This is a genomic window from Mesorhizobium sp. M0048, assembly GCF_040323405.1.
Lineage (GTDB): Bacteria > Pseudomonadota > Alphaproteobacteria > Rhizobiales > Rhizobiaceae > Mesorhizobium.
This window is the reverse complement of the sequence record NZ_JAMYUV010000037.1, coordinates 39,738-55,901: the sequence shown is the minus strand read 5'-3', so window position 1 is coordinate 55,901 and position 16,164 is coordinate 39,738. Positions and strand designations below refer to the sequence as shown.

The 16,164-nt window shown below is 62.5% G+C and carries 20 protein-coding genes; 10 read left to right on the top strand and 10 right to left on the bottom strand.

The window, feature by feature from the left end:
- Positions 1 to 129: 129 nt before the first annotated feature.
- Positions 130 to 393 (top strand): hypothetical protein, encoded by a 264-nt coding sequence (locus tag NKJ84_RS24435; RefSeq protein WP_352508585.1) that lies wholly within the window; start codon positions 130 to 132, stop codon positions 391 to 393.
- Positions 394 to 435: 42 nt separating this feature from the next.
- Here the strand turns inward: NKJ84_RS24435 and NKJ84_RS24430 are convergent, their stop codons facing one another.
- Entirely contained in the window at positions 436 to 1,050 is a 615-nt protein-coding gene (locus NKJ84_RS24430; protein ID WP_352508584.1) for an HD domain-containing protein, read from the bottom strand.
- A 158-nt stretch (positions 1,051 to 1,208) separates the two neighbouring features.
- On the opposite strand from NKJ84_RS24430, the gene cysE reads away from it, so the two are divergent.
- Both cysE and NKJ84_RS24420 read left to right on the top strand, forming a co-directional pair.
- Positions 1,209 to 2,057 carry a serine O-acetyltransferase gene (cysE, locus tag NKJ84_RS24425; protein WP_254817710.1) on the top strand — a complete coding sequence of 283 codons (849 nt, stop codon included), beginning with the start codon at positions 1,209 to 1,211 and terminating at the stop codon, positions 2,055 to 2,057.
- A 212-nt stretch (positions 2,058 to 2,269) separates the two neighbouring features.
- Positions 2,270 to 2,473 carry a DUF3126 family protein gene (locus tag NKJ84_RS24420; protein WP_023674799.1) on the top strand — a complete coding sequence of 68 codons (204 nt, stop codon included), beginning with the start codon at positions 2,270 to 2,272 and terminating at the stop codon, positions 2,471 to 2,473.
- A gap of 262 nt (positions 2,474 to 2,735) precedes the next feature.
- Here NKJ84_RS24420 and NKJ84_RS24415 read toward each other — a convergent pair whose 3' ends face one another.
- Entirely contained in the window at positions 2,736 to 3,467 is a 732-nt protein-coding gene (locus NKJ84_RS24415; RefSeq protein WP_352508583.1) for a hypothetical protein, read from the bottom strand.
- Between the two features lie 120 nt (positions 3,468 to 3,587).
- On the opposite strand from NKJ84_RS24415, the gene NKJ84_RS24410 reads away from it, so the two are divergent.
- On the top strand, positions 3,588 to 3,932 hold the full coding sequence (locus tag NKJ84_RS24410) for a DUF6949 family protein (RefSeq protein WP_352508582.1): 345 nt from the start codon (positions 3,588 to 3,590) through the stop codon (positions 3,930 to 3,932).
- Between the two features lie 18 nt (positions 3,933 to 3,950).
- Complete coding sequence (locus NKJ84_RS24405) at positions 3,951 to 4,478, top strand: gamma carbonic anhydrase family protein (RefSeq protein WP_352508581.1); 528 nt, start codon at positions 3,951 to 3,953, stop codon at positions 4,476 to 4,478.
- A gap of 57 nt (positions 4,479 to 4,535) precedes the next feature.
- On the opposite strand, the gene NKJ84_RS24400 is transcribed toward NKJ84_RS24405, so the two are convergent.
- Together NKJ84_RS24400 and NKJ84_RS24395 are read right to left on the bottom strand one after the other, a co-directional pair.
- Positions 4,536 to 5,282, bottom strand: a complete 747-nt coding sequence (locus tag NKJ84_RS24400) for an SDR family oxidoreductase (protein WP_352508580.1) — start codon at positions 5,280 to 5,282, stop codon at positions 4,536 to 4,538.
- A gap of 30 nt (positions 5,283 to 5,312) precedes the next feature.
- A complete protein-coding gene (locus NKJ84_RS24395; protein WP_352508579.1) occupies positions 5,313 to 6,500 on the bottom strand; it encodes an MFS transporter in 1,188 nt (395 codons plus the stop codon).
- Positions 6,501 to 6,596: 96 nt separating this feature from the next.
- Between NKJ84_RS24395 and NKJ84_RS24390 the strand changes: the two genes are divergently transcribed.
- Positions 6,597 to 7,493 (top strand): LysR family transcriptional regulator, encoded by an 897-nt coding sequence (locus NKJ84_RS24390; protein WP_352508578.1) that lies wholly within the window; start codon positions 6,597 to 6,599, stop codon positions 7,491 to 7,493.
- Positions 7,494 to 7,795: 302 nt separating this feature from the next.
- Here NKJ84_RS24390 and NKJ84_RS24385 read toward each other — a convergent pair whose 3' ends face one another.
- From NKJ84_RS24385 to NKJ84_RS24375, 3 genes are all read right to left on the bottom strand, one after another.
- Entirely contained in the window at positions 7,796 to 8,395 is a 600-nt protein-coding gene (locus NKJ84_RS24385) for a transglutaminase-like cysteine peptidase (protein ID WP_352508589.1), read from the bottom strand.
- Between the two features lie 259 nt (positions 8,396 to 8,654).
- Positions 8,655 to 9,272, bottom strand: coding sequence for a PilZ domain-containing protein (locus NKJ84_RS24380; protein WP_254817716.1), 618 nt, complete (start codon positions 9,270 to 9,272; stop codon positions 8,655 to 8,657).
- Between the two features lie 117 nt (positions 9,273 to 9,389).
- On the bottom strand, positions 9,390 to 10,028 hold the full coding sequence (locus NKJ84_RS24375) for a PAS domain-containing protein (RefSeq protein WP_352508577.1): 639 nt from the start codon (positions 10,026 to 10,028) through the stop codon (positions 9,390 to 9,392).
- Positions 10,029 to 10,420: 392 nt separating this feature from the next.
- On the opposite strand from NKJ84_RS24375, the gene NKJ84_RS24370 reads away from it, so the two are divergent.
- From NKJ84_RS24370 to NKJ84_RS24355, 4 genes are all read left to right on the top strand, one after another.
- A complete protein-coding gene (locus tag NKJ84_RS24370; RefSeq protein ID WP_352508576.1) occupies positions 10,421 to 11,191 on the top strand; it encodes a rhomboid family intramembrane serine protease in 771 nt (256 codons plus the stop codon).
- Positions 11,192 to 11,291: 100 nt separating this feature from the next.
- Positions 11,292 to 11,723, top strand: a complete 432-nt coding sequence (locus NKJ84_RS24365) for a CBS domain-containing protein (protein WP_023717464.1) — start codon at positions 11,292 to 11,294, stop codon at positions 11,721 to 11,723.
- 190 nt (positions 11,724 to 11,913) lie between these two features.
- Positions 11,914 to 13,413: an Asp-tRNA(Asn)/Glu-tRNA(Gln) amidotransferase subunit GatB gene (gene gatB, locus NKJ84_RS24360; protein ID WP_352508575.1), complete on the top strand. Its 1,500-nt coding sequence runs from the start codon at positions 11,914 to 11,916 to the stop codon at positions 13,411 to 13,413.
- Position 13,414: 1 nt separating this feature from the next.
- Positions 13,415 to 13,903, top strand: coding sequence for a GNAT family N-acetyltransferase (locus tag NKJ84_RS24355; RefSeq protein WP_352508574.1), 489 nt, complete (start codon positions 13,415 to 13,417; stop codon positions 13,901 to 13,903).
- A gap of 16 nt (positions 13,904 to 13,919) precedes the next feature.
- Here the strand turns inward: NKJ84_RS24355 and NKJ84_RS24350 are convergent, their stop codons facing one another.
- The 3 genes from NKJ84_RS24350 to NKJ84_RS24340 all read right to left on the bottom strand — a co-directional run bounded on the left by NKJ84_RS24350 (position 13,920) and on the right by NKJ84_RS24340 (position 16,070).
- Complete coding sequence (locus NKJ84_RS24350; protein ID WP_352508573.1) at positions 13,920 to 14,261, bottom strand: hypothetical protein; 342 nt, start codon at positions 14,259 to 14,261, stop codon at positions 13,920 to 13,922.
- 151 nt (positions 14,262 to 14,412) lie between these two features.
- Positions 14,413 to 15,624 (bottom strand): hypothetical protein, encoded by a 1,212-nt coding sequence (locus tag NKJ84_RS24345; RefSeq protein ID WP_352508572.1) that lies wholly within the window; start codon positions 15,622 to 15,624, stop codon positions 14,413 to 14,415.
- 146 nt (positions 15,625 to 15,770) lie between these two features.
- Positions 15,771 to 16,070, bottom strand: a complete 300-nt coding sequence (locus tag NKJ84_RS24340; protein WP_352508571.1) for a hypothetical protein — start codon at positions 16,068 to 16,070, stop codon at positions 15,771 to 15,773.
- Between the last annotated feature and the right edge of the window lie 94 nt (positions 16,071 to 16,164).

Sequence of the window (16,164 nt, the reverse complement as noted above, 5' to 3'; positions counted from 1 at the left end):
TGGGACGCGGTCGGCGCAGTCGTCGACCTCTTCACCCCAGCCGAATGCGCCAACTACTTCAAAGCCGCAGGATATGAACCGGATTAAACAGGACGTGCTCTAGCGCTGGCTGCTTTAGCGGCAGGGGCGATGGCGATCACCGCGTTGATAGCAATGCCGAGCGACGCGTCTCCGCTGCTCCAGAACAGTGCGACGGGCTTCTTCGCTGCGGTATTTTTTCTGGCCGGGCCTTTGGCACATCTTACGGGAGTGGTCTTCGGGTTGATGGCCGTTGGTCGCCCAAACGACAATCGTGTGCTCGGCCTGGCTGGCATCGTGGTCAATGGTGCGTCGCTGGCGGCTGGGGTGTTCATGTTGTGGGGAATGGCATCGACTTTTGGCGCATTCACCTGATTTCGGGCAAACCTCCGGCGGGCCAGCGAGCGACGCGTCGACCTACGATCCGCCTGGGCGATTGTCGAGCGCCCTGAGCGAGCGTGCAATGTTTTGCTTGGCCCGCGTTTCGAAGCGCCGGCGGAATTCCTCGCTGTGAAAGATATGCGGACGCGCGCGGAAGCCCTTCAGGACCGCGGCACGGCCGGCCCGCCACATCGGCTCGTCGACCCACTGGTATTCGCGGCGAACCGCCTGTTCGTAGGCGTCGAACACGTCGGGCGCGGCACCCAGGATCGCCAGGTCCATGTCGAGGAACAGCGCCGCGTCACGAACCGAATGTTGATCGCCAAGGGGCGGCAATTCGTGGCTGGCAGTTGCAGTGATCATCGCCGCGATGCGACCGATGCGTTGTGCGTCGGCGCGGCCGGCGAGCTTCTCCTCGGCAAGTGCGGCACTCCTCGCCTCATTGTCCTTGGCGCGGCTGTCGTAGATCGCGTCGTGGAACCAGATCGCCGCTTCGACTGCTTCAGGATCGTGCAGCAACGCCTTGTAATCATTGGCCAGCGCCAGCATCGCCTCGATATGGCCAAGGTCGTGGTAGTGGCGATCTTGGGCCTCATAGAGCGCGGAAAGCTCGCGCTTCAGGGTCTCGTCGATCAAGGTTGCGTTTTCCATGGCTGCTTGAAATTCCGCCAACCAAATCCATTTGACGAAGCACTAAGGAAAATTGAGTTCACCCGTGCTATGATCTGGCTTATAGGTGCGGCCGGAGAATAGGCAAGCCGCAACCGAGACAGTGGATGGCCGAGACATTGGATGGCCGGAGACATCAGATGAACAGCGTTACGATTTCTCGTCCCACCATGGTGCAGCCGGTAGATCCGATCTGGCGTTCGATCCGCGATGAAGCGATGGAAGCGGTCAACCGCGATCCGCTGCTGGCGGCGTTCCTCTATTCGACCATCCTCAACCAGGAAAACCTGGAAGAAGCGGTCATTCACCGGCTGGCCGAGCGCCTCGCCCACCAGGACATTGGCTCCGACCTCATTCGCCAGACATTCAAGGCAATGGCGGCCGACGACAAGGATTGGTCGACGACGGTGCGCGTCGACATCCAGGCCTATTACGACCGCGATCCGGCCTGCGACCGCTTCATCATGCCGGTGCTCTACTTCAAGGGTTTTCATGCCATCCAGACGCACCGGCTGGCGCATTGGCTGTGGAACCAGGGCCGCCAGGATTTCGCGTTGTATTTGCAGAGCCGGTCGTCCTCGGTGTTCCAGACCGACATCAATCCGGCCGCCCGCATCGGCAAGGGCATCTTCCTCGACCACGCCACCGGCCTCGTCGTCGGCCAGACGGCGGTGATCGAGGACGACGTGTCGATCCTGCACGGCGTCACGCTGGGCGGCACCGGCAAGGCCGGCGGCGACCGCCACCCCAAGATCCGCTACGGCGTGCTGATCGGCGCCGGCGCCAAGATCCTCGGCAACATCGAGATCGGCCATTGCTCGAAGATCGCGGCCGGCTCGGTGGTGCTGTCGCCGGTGCCGCACAACAAGACGGTTGCCGGCGTGCCGGCCCGCGTCGTCGGCGAGACCGGCTGCGATCAGCCGTCGCGGCAGATGGACCAGCTGTTGCCATCGCAGACGATGGACCACGTCGTCAGCTTCGACATCTGAGTGCTCGGGCAGGGGCTGAATTCCTGCCCCCTATGCCGGCTTGCCTTTACATGGCCATTGTCGACGTGCCAGAAGCGCGCTCACCAATGCATGTCGCCCAAAAGTGCCCAGCGGTTTTGGGATAGCGACATGGATGAAGCAAGATTCAAAGCGCGTCGCATCGATCTCTTCAGACGCGACGCACTTTAGCAAGCGACGATCGGAGAAGACTGTTGAAGCCGGACGAAATCAGAAAGCTGGACGCCTATTTCAAGCGCACCTTCCAGAATCCCAAACTCGAAGTGAAGGCGCGGCCGCGCAAGGAAGATTCGGCCGAGGTCTATGTCGGCGACGAGTTCCTCGGCATCGTCTTCAAGGACGAGGACGACGGCGACTATAATTTCTCGATGGCGATCCTCGACATCGATCTGGCCTGAGCCGGAGATTTAGCTGGCCGCTACGCCTCAAGCGCAGCGGCGGTACGGAACCTTGCAAGACGCCGGCGGGACAGCGCCTCCCGCTGGCCTGCCGGCCATCTCCCCCACTTGGGGGGAGATTGGCAGCCTTGGCGCTGCACTCTTCCTGCAACATTGGAGATTGGCGAAAGCCAAGATGACGGCCGATCTACCCTCTCGTGGAGATGTCCGGCAGGACAGAGAGGGGCGCGAAGTATCGCTACGGAACGGCTCGTTTCGTTGCTTACCGCCCGGTCTTCAGCACACGCGCTGCCTCGCCCAAAATCGCCGCGTCGAGCGCCTGCCAGTCGCCAAGGAATTCCCGGGGGAAGCGGTAGGTGAGGCTGAGATTGTCGCCGACCAGGATGTCGCGCTCGCAGGGCGCTAGCGATTCGTCCGCGCTCGGGCCGCTCAGGCAGCGTGCGACAAACGGATCCTTGCCGGGGCGGTCGGCGACCGCCAGCACTTCGTTGAGATAGCCCGATTTTTCGCTGAAGGCGTAAAGCGTCGTGCCGCCAGGGCCGGGCGTACCCGGCTTGGCAATCAGCGCACTGTAGATCGGCGCAAAGCGGCCGCTCATGTCGCGCGACATCATCTGCGGCTCGAACGACAGGAAGACGATGTCCTTGCTGGGTCCGGTGTGGTTGAAGTCGTTGCGGGCAGCCTCGCTGTAGCCGTCCATCTCGGGATAGCGCAGATAGAGGTCAAGCCGTGAGGCGATGCCGTCGCGCCGGGCCTGGGCAAAGCGGATGACATTGGCCGGCACGGCGATGATGTTGTTGCCGATGACGACCTTGTGGACCGTGGTGTCGTCGGTGTACCCGGGCATGGCGATCGAGCGGCCGAACCATTTGCCGCCGAGGCTGATCGCCACGGAAAGCAGCGCCAGCGTCGCGAACGCATAAAACACCCGCTTCATCAGCGTCGAATCGACGACGCTGAGTTGCGGGCCCTCCGTGGCGGCTGCCTGCTTCATCGCGGCCCTCGTTTACCGTCCCGTCGGGTGTGCCTGAGCGGCACATTTCGGCGCGGCACGGCTCTTGCTACGCAGCTTTTGCAGGCGACTGTGCGATTTTATGGTAAACGGAGGGTAAAGATGGGGCCGGTCGAACAAATCATATTCAGTTTTATGGCCGGGCTGACGGCTTGCGGCCTGGCCGGATCGGCGATGGAGCTGATCGCCGGCCGCAAGCTTGCCTTCGTCCAGCCCTATGTATCGTCGAAGCACATGCTGCGCTCGCTCGCGGCGACGGCTTGCGCCGGGCCGCTGATGTTCGCCAACGAGGCGCTGGACGCCTGGCGCGAGCGTCGCATCTCGGTGCTGGGGCTGATCTCCTGCGGCTGTACGGCGACCATCTGGGCGCTGGCGCTGGGCATGGTGGTGATCGCCATTGCGTCCTGGGCGGCTTCGCTTCTAGGGTCTGGCAGCTTGTCGGTGTGAGACGATCTGGAGACAGCAATGCCGATCTACGCGATTGACGGAAAAGCGCCCGCCTTCGAGGACGCCGACAGCAACTGGATCGCGCCCAACGCCACGCTGATCGGCAATATCAGGATCGGCCGCAATGCCGGCTTCTGGTTCGGCGTCGTTATCCGCGGCGACGACGAGCCGATCGTCATCGGCGCCGACACAAACGTGCAGGAGCACACAATCATGCACACCGACGCGGGCTTTCCGCTGACCGTCGGCCAAGGCTGCACGATCGGCCACCGTGCCTTGCTGCATGGCTGCACGATCGGCGACAACAGCCTGATCGGCATGGGCGCCATCGTGCTGAACGGCGCGAAGATCGGTAACAACTCGCTGGTCGGGGCCGGCGCGCTGGTCACCGAAGGTAAGCAATTCCCCGACAATTCGCTGATCGTCGGCTCGCCCGCGCGCGTCGTCAGGACGCTCGACGAAGCCGCAATCGCCAGGCTGCGCGCCTCGGCCGCGCATTATGTGGCCAACGGCAGGCGATTCAGGGCTGGGCTGAAGAAGGTCTAGCCGATCCAGAAATGGTGGAGCCGGCCTTGGGATACCGAAAGCATAGCCCCTTCCAAGTCAAACCGGCTGGGCGGTCGGCCGGAACAAGATCTCGTTGATATCGACATCGTCCGGCTCGTTGATCGCGAAGGCGACCGTGCGGGCAAACGTATCTGGCCCCACGGCGATCTTGCTCACGAAGTCCCTGGTGTCCTGCTGGATATCCTTCTCGCTGATGTGCTCAAGCAACTCTGTGGTGACAGCGCCCGGCGAGATCACCGTGGTGCGGATGTTGTAGGGTTTCACCTCTTTCCGCAGGCCCTCGGACAGCGCACGCACGGCGAACTTGGTGGCGCAATAGACCGCCGCACCCGGGTCGACCACATGGCCGTATACGGACGAGACATTGATAATGTGGCCCGATCGCTGTTCCTTCATGTACGGAAGTGCGGCCGCGATGCCGTAAAGGACGCCCTTGATGTTGACGTCGATCATCCGGTCCCAGTCGTCAATCTTGAGCCGTTCGAGCGGGGCCAACGGCATGAGGCCCGCATTGTTCAGCATCACGTCGATGCGGCCGAATTCCCGGACCGCCGTGTTCACCAGGTTCTGGACCTGGCCGGCGTCGGTGACGTCCGTAGTGACGGCCTTGGCTTTGAGCCCAGCGGCGGTCAGTTCCTGGACAAGCGCGTCGATGCGGTGTGACCGGCGTGCACCCAGGACCACGGAAGCGCCTCGCGCGGCAAGATGGCGTGCCGTCGCTTCACCGAGGCCACTGCTGGCACCGGTGATGACGACGACCTTGTTCTCGATTCCTTCGGACATGAGATTCTCCTAGACAAGAATTGAAAGAGTTCAGGTGCGGGGGCCGGCCGAGGCGGCGAGCAAGGCCGAACCCGTGAGCAGGACGGCGGCGAGAAGGAAGGCGCTCCACCAGCCGGCCGCGTCGAACAGCAGGCCTCCCGCGATAGCGCCGCCCGCGATCGCGAACTGGATCAGGGCGACCTGGAGTCCGCCCCCGGCCTCCAGGTCTTCAGGGATGAGCGTGGTCATCCAGGTGTTCCACGCCACCGGGATCGGGGTCGCGAACAGTCCCCAAAGAACCAGCAGGCCGGCCGTGGCGCGTGCAAACGGTCCAAAGGCAATCAGCAGTAGAGCGAAGACCGCGAGTGCACTCGGCAGCCCGATCAGCACGGCTGTGAGGTGCCGCCGGAGTATGAGGCCGATGATCGACAGTCCCGCCAGGCCGCCGAGGCCGACGCCCAACAGAGCCATTGAGAGGGTGTTGACCTCGAGGCCCGTCACGTTTTCCAGAAACGGCCGCAGGTAGATCGAGAGCGCGTTCTGCCCGATGAACGCGAGCCCGGTTGCGCCCATGCCGATGGCGAATCTGCGATTCCGCAGCAAGCGGAACATGCTCGACACCGAGGCGGCCTCCATCGGTGGCATCTTCGGGAGAACGGCCAACTGCCACACGAGCGCCGCAAGGCCGATGGGGACAGTGACGAAAAAGGTTCCCCGCCATCCGATCAGCGATCCGAGGAAGCTGCCGACGGGCGCGGCGATCACCAATGCGAACGCAGTGCCACCCTGGAGCAAGGCAATGGCCTTGGGCAGGTCGGGTCCCGGGGCCAAGCGGGCCAGAATGGCCGTCGACAGTGACCAGAAACCGCCGATCGCGATGCCGACAAGCGCCCGCCCGGCCAGGAAGACCAGGAAGTTGGGAGCAACCGCCACCGCCAGGCTCGATGCGGCCAGCACTGCCGTATGGAGCAGAACCACCGTCCGTCGATCGACGTTTCGCAACAGCGAGTTGCCGAAGAGGCTGGTAACCACGGCGAAGAATCCGGATACCGCGATTGCCTGGCCGGCCTGACCCTCGGAGACGGCCAGATCCTGAGCGATCGGGGTGAGCAGGCTCACCGGCAGGAACTCCAGTCCGACTAGAAGGAAGGTCAGCAGCGACAGGCAGACCACCGCAGACCATGGGGTCGTCGTGCTGTCAGCAGCGGCGGCCTCGCCCAGCGCGAGTTCAATGGTCATAAGGCAGTCTCCTGTCCGTTCCCGAATTAAGTAGTCGGGCTGGCCAAATGCGACTAGCGGGTATAATTTTGATGTGGTTGTGAATGAGGCTCATCAATGCCACGCGACGAGTTCGCCGAAATGCGCGCGTTTCTGGAGATCACCCGGACGCGGAGCTTCACCCGAGCAGCCGCCAAGCTCGGCGTCACTCCTTCGGCTCTTAGCCACACCATCAAGTCGCTGGAGTCGCGGCTTGGCGTCCGTCTTCTGTCTCGCACCACGCGCGACGTGGCCCCGACGGCGGCCGGTCAACGCCTCAAGGAAGGCATCGAACCGCATTTCGAAGGCATCGCGGCTGAGGTCAGCGCTCTCGGCGTCCTGCGCGACAGGCCGTCCGGCAACATTCGCCTGGTGTGCACCGACGATTCGGTCGACATTGTCTTCCGCGCCCGGCTGCCAAAGTTCCTGAGCGACTTCCCCGATATCAATGTCGAGCTGGTGGTTGATAACGCCTTCACCAACATCGTCGAGCGCCAGTTCGACGCCGGTGTTCGGCTGGGCGAGTCCATTGCCCGGGACATGGTAGCCGTGCGCATCGGAGCCGACGTGACCTACACTGTCGTCGGCTCACCCCGCTACTTCGCCCACCGGACACCGCCGCAGACGCCGCAGGAGCTGACCGACCATAACTGCATCAACTACCGGCTGCCGACGTCAGGATCGGTCTATGCATGGGAATTGCGGGAAGGAGCGCGCGAGTTCAGTGCTCGGGTCGAGGGGCAACTGACGCTTAACAACATGGGGCCGGCGATCCAGGCCGCGCTTGACGGAGTGGGCTTGGCCTATCTACCGCGCGAACTCGTCCTGCCACACATTGAGAGTGGCCTTCTTCAGGAAGTCCTGACCAAATGGTGCCCGACGTTCCAGGGTTACCACCTGTACTATCCAAGCCGACGCCATCCCTCTCCGGCGTTTTCCGCCTTTGTCGACACGTTCCGTATCAGGGGCAAGTAACAGCGTTTCGACGGCAAACGGCAGCTCGTATCCCACAAACGATCGTGAGACAGCTTGGATGACGAAGCGCAGTTGGAGGCAAAGCCGAGATAACTGTATCGAGATGTTGTTCCGCCGGAAATGGTGGAGCCGGCCCGGGGACGGGGCCGGCTCCTTAAACCCGGTCGTTGGGGACGGGGAGGGTGGGGACTCGACCGGGTTTCTCCTAAAGCGCGAAGTCATGCGACGCACTTAACCTCTGTTTTATGCATGTCGTTATCCCAAAACCGCTACGCGCTTTTGGGCGACATGCATTGGCGTCCTCAGCGGACGCTGGCGACCGCGTCGGAGCGGCCGTCGTTGATCGTCACCCAGGCGCCGGAATTCCGGTCGGACTGGCGCTTCAGATAGGTGTAGCCGGTATTGGTCCAGGACAGCACCTTGGGCTGGAGATTGTCGAGGATGAACTCGCCAAGACTGGTGCGCACGGTCAGCACAGCATGGCCGTCGCCGTTGCGCTGACGCACGACCGTCATCAGCAGATCGCCGGCCGGCACGCCGATGCTCATCAGCTCGCGGCGCTTTTCCAGCGCATAGTCCTCGCAGTCGCCGAAGCCGTTATTGGGAAAGGACCAGACTTCCTCCTTGCCCCACATTTCCATGTCGGTGCGCGGCGCGACCTTGCTGTTGACCGAATTGTTGATCTTGACGATCGTCGCCCACAGCTTGCGGGTGAGCTCGACCGGTGCCTGGTCAGGCGTCCTCTGATTGCATTCCCGCGGAAACTGCTGGCACAATTCGTAGTGACCGACCGGCTGTGTGGTGCGGCCGCCGGTGTGCATGAAGGCCGGCTCCGCCGCGTTTGCAGTCCCCCAGCCGAAAAGCTGCATCGCTATTGCCGCCAGCAACAGCTTGCCCCTCATCCTGTTCATTATTCCGTCTCCCCGTTTGAGGAGACAATGACACGGCTGGATTTATTTGACGCAAAAGCGCGAAGTAGACATTAAGTAAAACAACAATAGAATAAACATAAAATTTGATGCAATTAAGTATAGAATTGTTTATGGATTCCAGCCGGGTGCGTTCCCATGCTTCGTCGCCCCGTTCGAACAGCTAAGATGGCGGGACGAGGGGGCGCGAAGGTCGCCAGCCTCGCTTCCCGATGGCGCTAACGCTTCCGCGTCAGCCGCGCGGTGAGCTGAATTCGGTATCAAGCGTTTCGGGGCGCTGGATGACGGCGAACTCGATGGCGATGCCATCTTCGAAATGGCGCACCACCTGGCCGCGCATGGTGCCCAGCGTCACCTGGACGCCGATGGCCGGCTTGACGTCGATCTCGATCGCCGCGCCCGACAGCGACAGGTCGATGATGCGGCACTGGTACTGGCGTCCGTCGGCAAGCTGCAGCACGCTCGTCGGGTTGCGCGGCGCGACGCGTTCATGGCGGCGGTCTTCCGGCAAGTCGAGCTCGTGCTTGTTGGCAAGCCAGGTCAGTTGCGCGGCGAGCTTGTCCCTCTTGCGCTCCGACGCGATGACGGTCATCGCAAAGCCATCCTGCAAAGTGCGGGTAATGACGCCCTCGATGCGTCCGATATGATCGATATAGGCAATGACCTTTTCGCCAGCCAGGCCGGCGCGCTCGGTGCGCAGCGAAACGTTGCCGGGCGACATGTCGACTACCTGGCAGGGATGTTCGGTGCGGTCTTCCAGCATGAAGCGTCCGTAAATCTTCACGCGGACGCGCTGAAAGTTACGCCTTTCAGCTTGGGACGGTGCATGGTCGACCGCCGCTGACCTCATCACTGCCATACCCCGTTCGGCATTCCGCGCATGGATGCGGGGAATTTCAGCGGAAAACTACAACAAAGCAGGTTAACAAAGGGGAAAATCCGGCGCTGTTGCTTTAAGCTTTGGGCATCATTCCTCGCGTCCGCCGTCGAAGACGACCAGGTGACGGATGCGGCGGGCCTGGCCGAGCGCCGAAATCGTCTCAGGCGGGTCGAATTCCGACGGGGCGAGCGAGGGAACCTCTATCGCCGGCCGGTTCTTCAGGAACATCGGCTCCTTGTCGGGATCGACGACACGGATCGAATCGATCAACGCGTCGGAAACCGGGTCGGCGCCCAGCCAGAAGGGCTTTTCGACGGCGCTTATCACGCCGAGGCAACGCGGGCTCTCTACCCCGCCGTCGAGCGGCAACGCGAGCAGCTCAAACCTGTTGGAGCGGCCATTGCGGCTGAAACCCTCATAGGTAATGAGGGCTGCCGATTTCAGGTCGAAGACACCGTCGGTGAGCTTCGAGATCAGCCGCTGGTCCTTTTCGCGCCACAGCGAAGGGAATGAAAACCCCTTGAGTTCGCGGCCATAGACTGCGCAAAGCCTGGTGCCGGCCAGCCGGAACACCGCTTCGCCGCGCGTGTCCTTTTCCAGGATGAACGTGTCGGCCAGCAGCGACTTGATGTCGGCCGGTTCGACTTCCGAGCGCTTCGGGGCAGGGCGTCCGTCACGCAACCGGTTCCAATAATGGAACAGCGTGATCGATCCGGTCTGGTTCATGCTAATGCTGCTCCGCGCATTCTGTCTTCAGATGTCCTATCGGTGAACAGAAGGGCGCCCTCCGAAGACCTACATGCGTTGCGGAGCAGGATGCGTGCCAGCATCGTTAATACTTGTTCACGGGTCGGGGCGGTTAAGGTTAACAACTAGTTTACGTTGCGCGCCTGCCAGCCCTGTGGCACACAAAAACCACTCCAGAAGCGGTCGTTTTGCGACGATCGGCAGCACTTCAGTCAAGAGTTCAGGGGGAGCAAGGGGGCTCGACCAGCCGTTCAAGGGAAACCTTGGACGGCTTCTTTTTCGATTCGGGCCTGCTGATTCGCCGTTTGTGATTCGGTTGGCCGTGATCTACATGCTCGCGAAGTCCAATCCAGCGACTGAGTGCAAGCCATATGAGTGACCCAGAAAGCCCACCGGAGATCGAGCAGGGCCAGGGTGGGCCTGTCGCCCGCGAACCGGAGCAGCGCCGCGAGCCGGTGTTCAACCTGCCGCCCGTGGTGCTGGCGGTGATCGGCATCTGCGTCGCGGTCCATCTGATCCGGGTCTATTGGCTGACCGACGACCAGGACTTCGAACTGCTTGTCCGGGCTGCCTTCGTGCCGATTCGCTATTCCGGCCGCTTCGACCTGGATTTCTTCGCGTTTTCAAGCCCTTTTACCTATGCCTTCCTGCATGGCGGCTTTGCCCATCTTGCCATCAATATGGTGTGGCTTGCGGCCTTCGGCTCACCGTTGGCCAACCGCTTCGGCGCGCTGCGCTTCAGCCTGTTCTTCGCCGCCACCGGACTGGCGGCGGTGGCGCTGTTCTGGGCCATGCACCCGCTTGGCGACGCACCGCTGGTCGGCGCCTCCGGCGCGATTTCCGGCATGATGGGCGCGGCGGCGCGCTACGGCTTCCGCATCGACCGCTCGTCGGGCAGGGCCGCCTTCGCTGGCCGGCCCTTACCGATGGCGGCGGTCCTCCGCTCGCGCGGCGTCGTCACCTTTCTCGCCATGTGGATGGTGATCAACCTGGCGACCGGCCTCTTCGGCCTGGCGCCCGGCATTGACGGCCAGATCGCCTGGGAAGCCCATATTGGCGGCTTTGTTGCCGGCTTCTTCGGCCTGCGGTTTTTTGATCGGCGAGAGCAGGTGCCCCGGCAGACGGAGGAGCCGGAGAGCTGAGACCTCCGCACTTGAAAAGCAACCGATCGCGGCGCACCATGTTCATCCTAGGGAAAGCCGGCCAGGGCAGGAGCCGGCAGGAAATGCAGAGGAGGACGCCATGACTGTTAAGGCAATTCTCGAGGCGAAAGGCCACGACGTGGTGACGCTCGGGCCGAACGAAAAGCTCAGCGAAGCCATCCGCATGCTTTCCGAACACAGGATCGGCGCGCTGGTCATCACCAACGGCGATCACAAGATCGTCGGCATTCTTTCCGAGCGCGATGTGGTGCGGGTTCTCGCCAAGGAGGGAGCCGCGGCGCTCGACCTTGCCATCCGCTCGGCGATGACGCCCAAGGTGAAGATCTGCAATGAGAACCACACCGTCAACGAGGTGATGGAGATCATGACCAAGGGTCGCTTCCGCCATCTGCCGGTGGAAAAGAACGGGCTGCTCGACGGCATCGTGTCGATCGGCGATGTGGTCAAGCGGCGCATCGAGGATGTCGAGCGCGAGGCCGAGGAGATCAGGGCCTATATCGCCACGGCATGAGGCGGCGGCGGCCGGGTTGCCGGCCATTTGAATTTTTCAAGCTGCTATAGCAGTCCATCGCGGCAGCTGCGGGCCTGTGCCGCGTCGGCACCTGCGGCTTGGCGCTTGTCTCGCGAAGCGGTTTGCACTAGCGAAGTTGCACACCAAAATATGCGTTCCGCATATCCGCAATTCCAATATGCAGGCCCTTATGAGCATCATCGATACCCGCACGCCCGACGCCAAGCGCCTGGTTCCCGGCGCCACCGGCCACTGGGAGATCATCATCGGCCTCGAGGTCCACGCGCAGGTGACCTCGCAGGCAAAGCTGTTTTCCGGCGCCTCGACCACTTTCGGCGCCGCGCCCAATGCCAATGTCAGCCTGGTCGATGCGGCGATGCCTGGCATGCTGCCGGTGATCAACGAGGAATGCGTCAAGCAGGCGATCCGTACCGGTCTGGGCCTGAAGGCCCAGATCAACCACAAATCGGTCTTCGACAGGAAAAACTATTTCTACCCCGACCTGCCGCAGGGCTACCAGATCTCGCAGTTCAAGCAACCGATCGTCGGCGAGGGCAAGGTGATCGTCTCCGTCGGCCCCGACCGGCAGGGCGAGTTCGAGGATATCGAGGTCGGCATCGAGCGCCTGCATCTGGAGCAGGATGCCGGCAAGTCGATGCACGACCAGCATGCGACGATGTCCTATGTCGATCTCAACCGCTCCGGCGTGGCGCTGATGGAGATCGTTTCGAAGCCGGATATGCGCTCCGCCGATGAAGCCAAGGCCTATGTCACCAAGCTGCGCACCATCGTGCGCTACCTCGGCACGTGCGACGGCAACATGGACGAAGGCTCGCTGCGCGCCGACGTCAACGTCTCGGTACGCCGGCCTGGCGGTGAATTCGGCACGCGCTGCGAGATCAAGAACGTCAACTCGATCCGTTTCATCGGCCAGGCCATCGACTCCGAGGCGCGCCGCCAGATCGCCATCCTGGAGGACGGCGGCAAGATCGACCAGGAAACGCGGCTGTTCGATCCCAATAAGGGCGAAACGCGCTCGATGCGTTCCAAGGAAGAAGCGCACGACTATCGCTATTTCCCGGATCCCGACCTTCTGCCGCTGGAATTCGACCAGGCCTATGTCGATGCGCTGGCAAAGGACCTGCCTGAACTTCCGGACGCCAAGAAGGCACGGCTGATCTCCTCGCTCGGCCTGTCGACCTACGACGCCTCGATCCTGGTATCGGAAAAGGCGGTCGCCGACTATTTCGAGAAGGTGGCCGCTGGTCGCGATGGCAAGCTTGCCGCCAACTGGGTCATCAACGATTTGCTGGGTGCGTTGAACAGAGCCGGCAAGAGTATTGAAAATGCTCCGGTTTCGCCCGATCAGCTCGGCGCGGTCATCGATCTGATCAAGGAGGGCACCATCTCCGGCAAGATCGCCAAGGATCTGTTCGAGATCGTCTGGAACGAGGGCGGCGATCCGCGTCAGCTGGTCGAAAGCCGCGGCATGAAGCAGGTCACCGATACCGGGGCTATCGAAACGGCGGTGGACGAGGTGATCGCCGCCAACCCGGACAAGGTCGAACAGGCGCGCGCCAAGCCGACCATGGCCGGCTGGTTCGTCGGCCAGGTGATGAAGGCGACCGGCGGCAAGGCCAACCCGCAGGTGGTCAACGAGCTGGTCAAGGCCAAGCTCGGGATCGAATAGGATGTTCGTCCGCACCGCCAGCGAGCGCGATCTTGCGGCGGTGCGCGCATTGCTGGTGGAGACATGGCACGCCACCTATGACGCCATCTACGGCGCGGCGCGGGTCACCGAAATCACCGACGAATGGCATTCGATCGCCGCGCTCAAAGCGCGGTTGACACGACCGAACTCGGAATTCCTGGTCGCGGACGACGGCAAAAGCATCGGTGGCATGGCTTTCGCGGCCGCCACGACGGATGCCGGGGTCGTCATGCTGAACCAGCTTTACGTGCATCCGGCCTGGCAGAGGCAAGGCATCGGCCAGGCCCTGCTGGACGAGATCGAGGCCAGCTTTCCGGAGGCCCGAACGCTGCGCGTCGAGGTCGAGGAAGCAAGTGCTCCGGCCGTTGCCTTTTACCGCTCGAGAGGGTTCACGCCCGCCGGCAACACGGCCGATTGCGGCGGCGCCTCAGGATTGCCGGCGCTGGTTTTGGAGAAGGCGATCGGCTAGCTCGTTCGCCTGGCGCTCAGTTGCGTTTCACGGGCAGGTTGAAGCAGCCGGCGGCGAGAAACTCGCACGGCAGGCTGCCGCCGCCGCCCGACGTGTGCGGGGGCGTAGCGGCTTCGATCTTTTCGACCTCGTAATATTTCGAGGTGACGCCCCATTTTTTAACGCCCTGGCACGTCGAGCGCACGCCAACCTCCGTCGCCTTTGCCGCCGTCTTGTAATAGGTGGTGATCCGGCAGGATTGGCTGACCGGCAGCGCGTTCGCCGGGATCGTGACCGGCGGCAGGAAGTTCGGGAAGGCAAGCAGCGAGATTGCCGCAATGATCCGGACGGCGGGCATGGTGTGGGGAAAGTGCAGCATCGTGCACCTCCATCGATGGCGCCGCTCGCTCGTGGCGCAGCGGCGGGTTTGTTCCCGCAAGATCAGGCCATGAAGCCAGCGCTGCCGCATCTGCCGCGCGGGGGATGGCGGCAGCGGTCTGAACCGCCGCCGCCATCCGCGAGCGGCCGCGTCAGGGCGTTTTCGGCTTGATGAGCGTCTTTATCGGAACGGCGACTTTTGGGGGCCGGACCGTACTGGTTCCACCATCGACGGCCAGCTCGCCGCTGTTGAGATAGCGCACCGTATAGTGCAGCTCATAGGCGGGAACTCTGATCCATGTAGGCTTGGGATTGAACTGGTCCGGCGGCCTCGAATACCACTTCGGGATCAGCATGATCTTGGAACCGGCATCGAATCCCGCAGTCTTGGCCGCTACTGCGAAGGCGCTGTCTCTGGGATCGTTCGGCGGCTGGTCGACATTGCCGATGACGACCAGCGAATCGTATTTTCGCGCGTCGAGCCGTACTGCGGGAAGGTTCAGCGCAGCCGCGTCGCCTTCGCGCATGGTCAGCGCCTTCTGAAGGCCGTCCTCATTGGCGTAGAGGTTGAGGTTTATAGCCTCGGATTCCGCATAGACGACATTGTTGTGGAAGTCGCGGGCTGACAGGCGTGTGAGGCTGTCGAAGGTGACTTCAACCGTCGGCTTGGCTATGGCGTCCGTCACCACCAGGTTGCGCCGCGGCACCGTCCAGAAGATGAGATCATCGCCGGTAGCCTGCGTGCCGGCATCGGAGCCGTCTATTGCCGAGCATTTCGAATTTGGAACCGGCGTCGTCACCGGTAGGGGTGCCGAAAACGAGTTGCGTACCTGCGCGTCGATGTAATTGCCGACGTTGAAAACGTCCTCGAGGATGTTGCCGCCCTCGAAGCTCGCCGGGCCGGGTTGCGAGCGGATGATGACCTGGCTGGAATCGGTCTGCCAGCCGCTGCAGAAGACGTTGACGTCTATGGGAATGCCGATGTGGCGGTCGGAGGTCACAGGGATCGAGACTTTGATGGTCAGGATGTAAGGAACTTTGACAAACCAGCTGTTCGGCTGGTTCAGCATCTGCGTCGCAAAGCGCGACGGCCGCCATTGCTTCAGCGATTCGATCGATGCGCGCGACGATCGTCCCTGGGCGGCCAGCTGTGCGTTGGTGGCGTCGACCTTGGCTTGCGCCAGGTTGCGGACGGTGTTGGTGATCAGGAACACGCCGAGTTCGGCTTTGCAGGGCCTGTTCGATTGTGTGGCGTTGCATGGGGCAAGTGCCGCACTAGGAACCGGCGGCCCCGAAGGCGGCGGCTGGGCGGCCGCGGTGGCCGCCATCAGGCAGAAGAACAGCATCATGCAGGTTTTCAACATGGTATCCTCGCTCTCTGGTTGGAAACCACCCTCCGGCTAGACGCCAGCACTTCTTCGATAGCGGTTCATCGCCCGCACGGGGGATGAACCGCGAAACATCGGGCCGGCCCAGCGACGTCGAGCCGCCGTCCTTTCGGGTCGGACATCTACTGCTTCACGACGCCTTTGGTTGTCGCCTTCGGCGCGACGACCTTGGGCTTGGGGGTTTTCGGGCCGGGGTCGACTACCAATGCAGCCGTGCAGGAGCACTTGCCCGAACCGCAGTTCAGGTCGCCCTTGCACATTTTGGAATGCCGCATATCGGTGCAGTCGGCGGTCCCGGAGCAGGAGCAACTGCCTTGCCCGATCGTTCCGGACTGACATTTGAAGCTCCATGCCGGACCGGCGGCAAGGCCGGCCACAGCGAGCGATAAGGCAAAAAGCGTCGTCGAGATGAGTTTGCGCATGAATACCTCCCGGTTCTATCGAGCGATGGAACCACGAAGCAGCAACGCCTTCATCTCCCGCGCGGGGGACGAACTCGCATACCGGTGACGATCG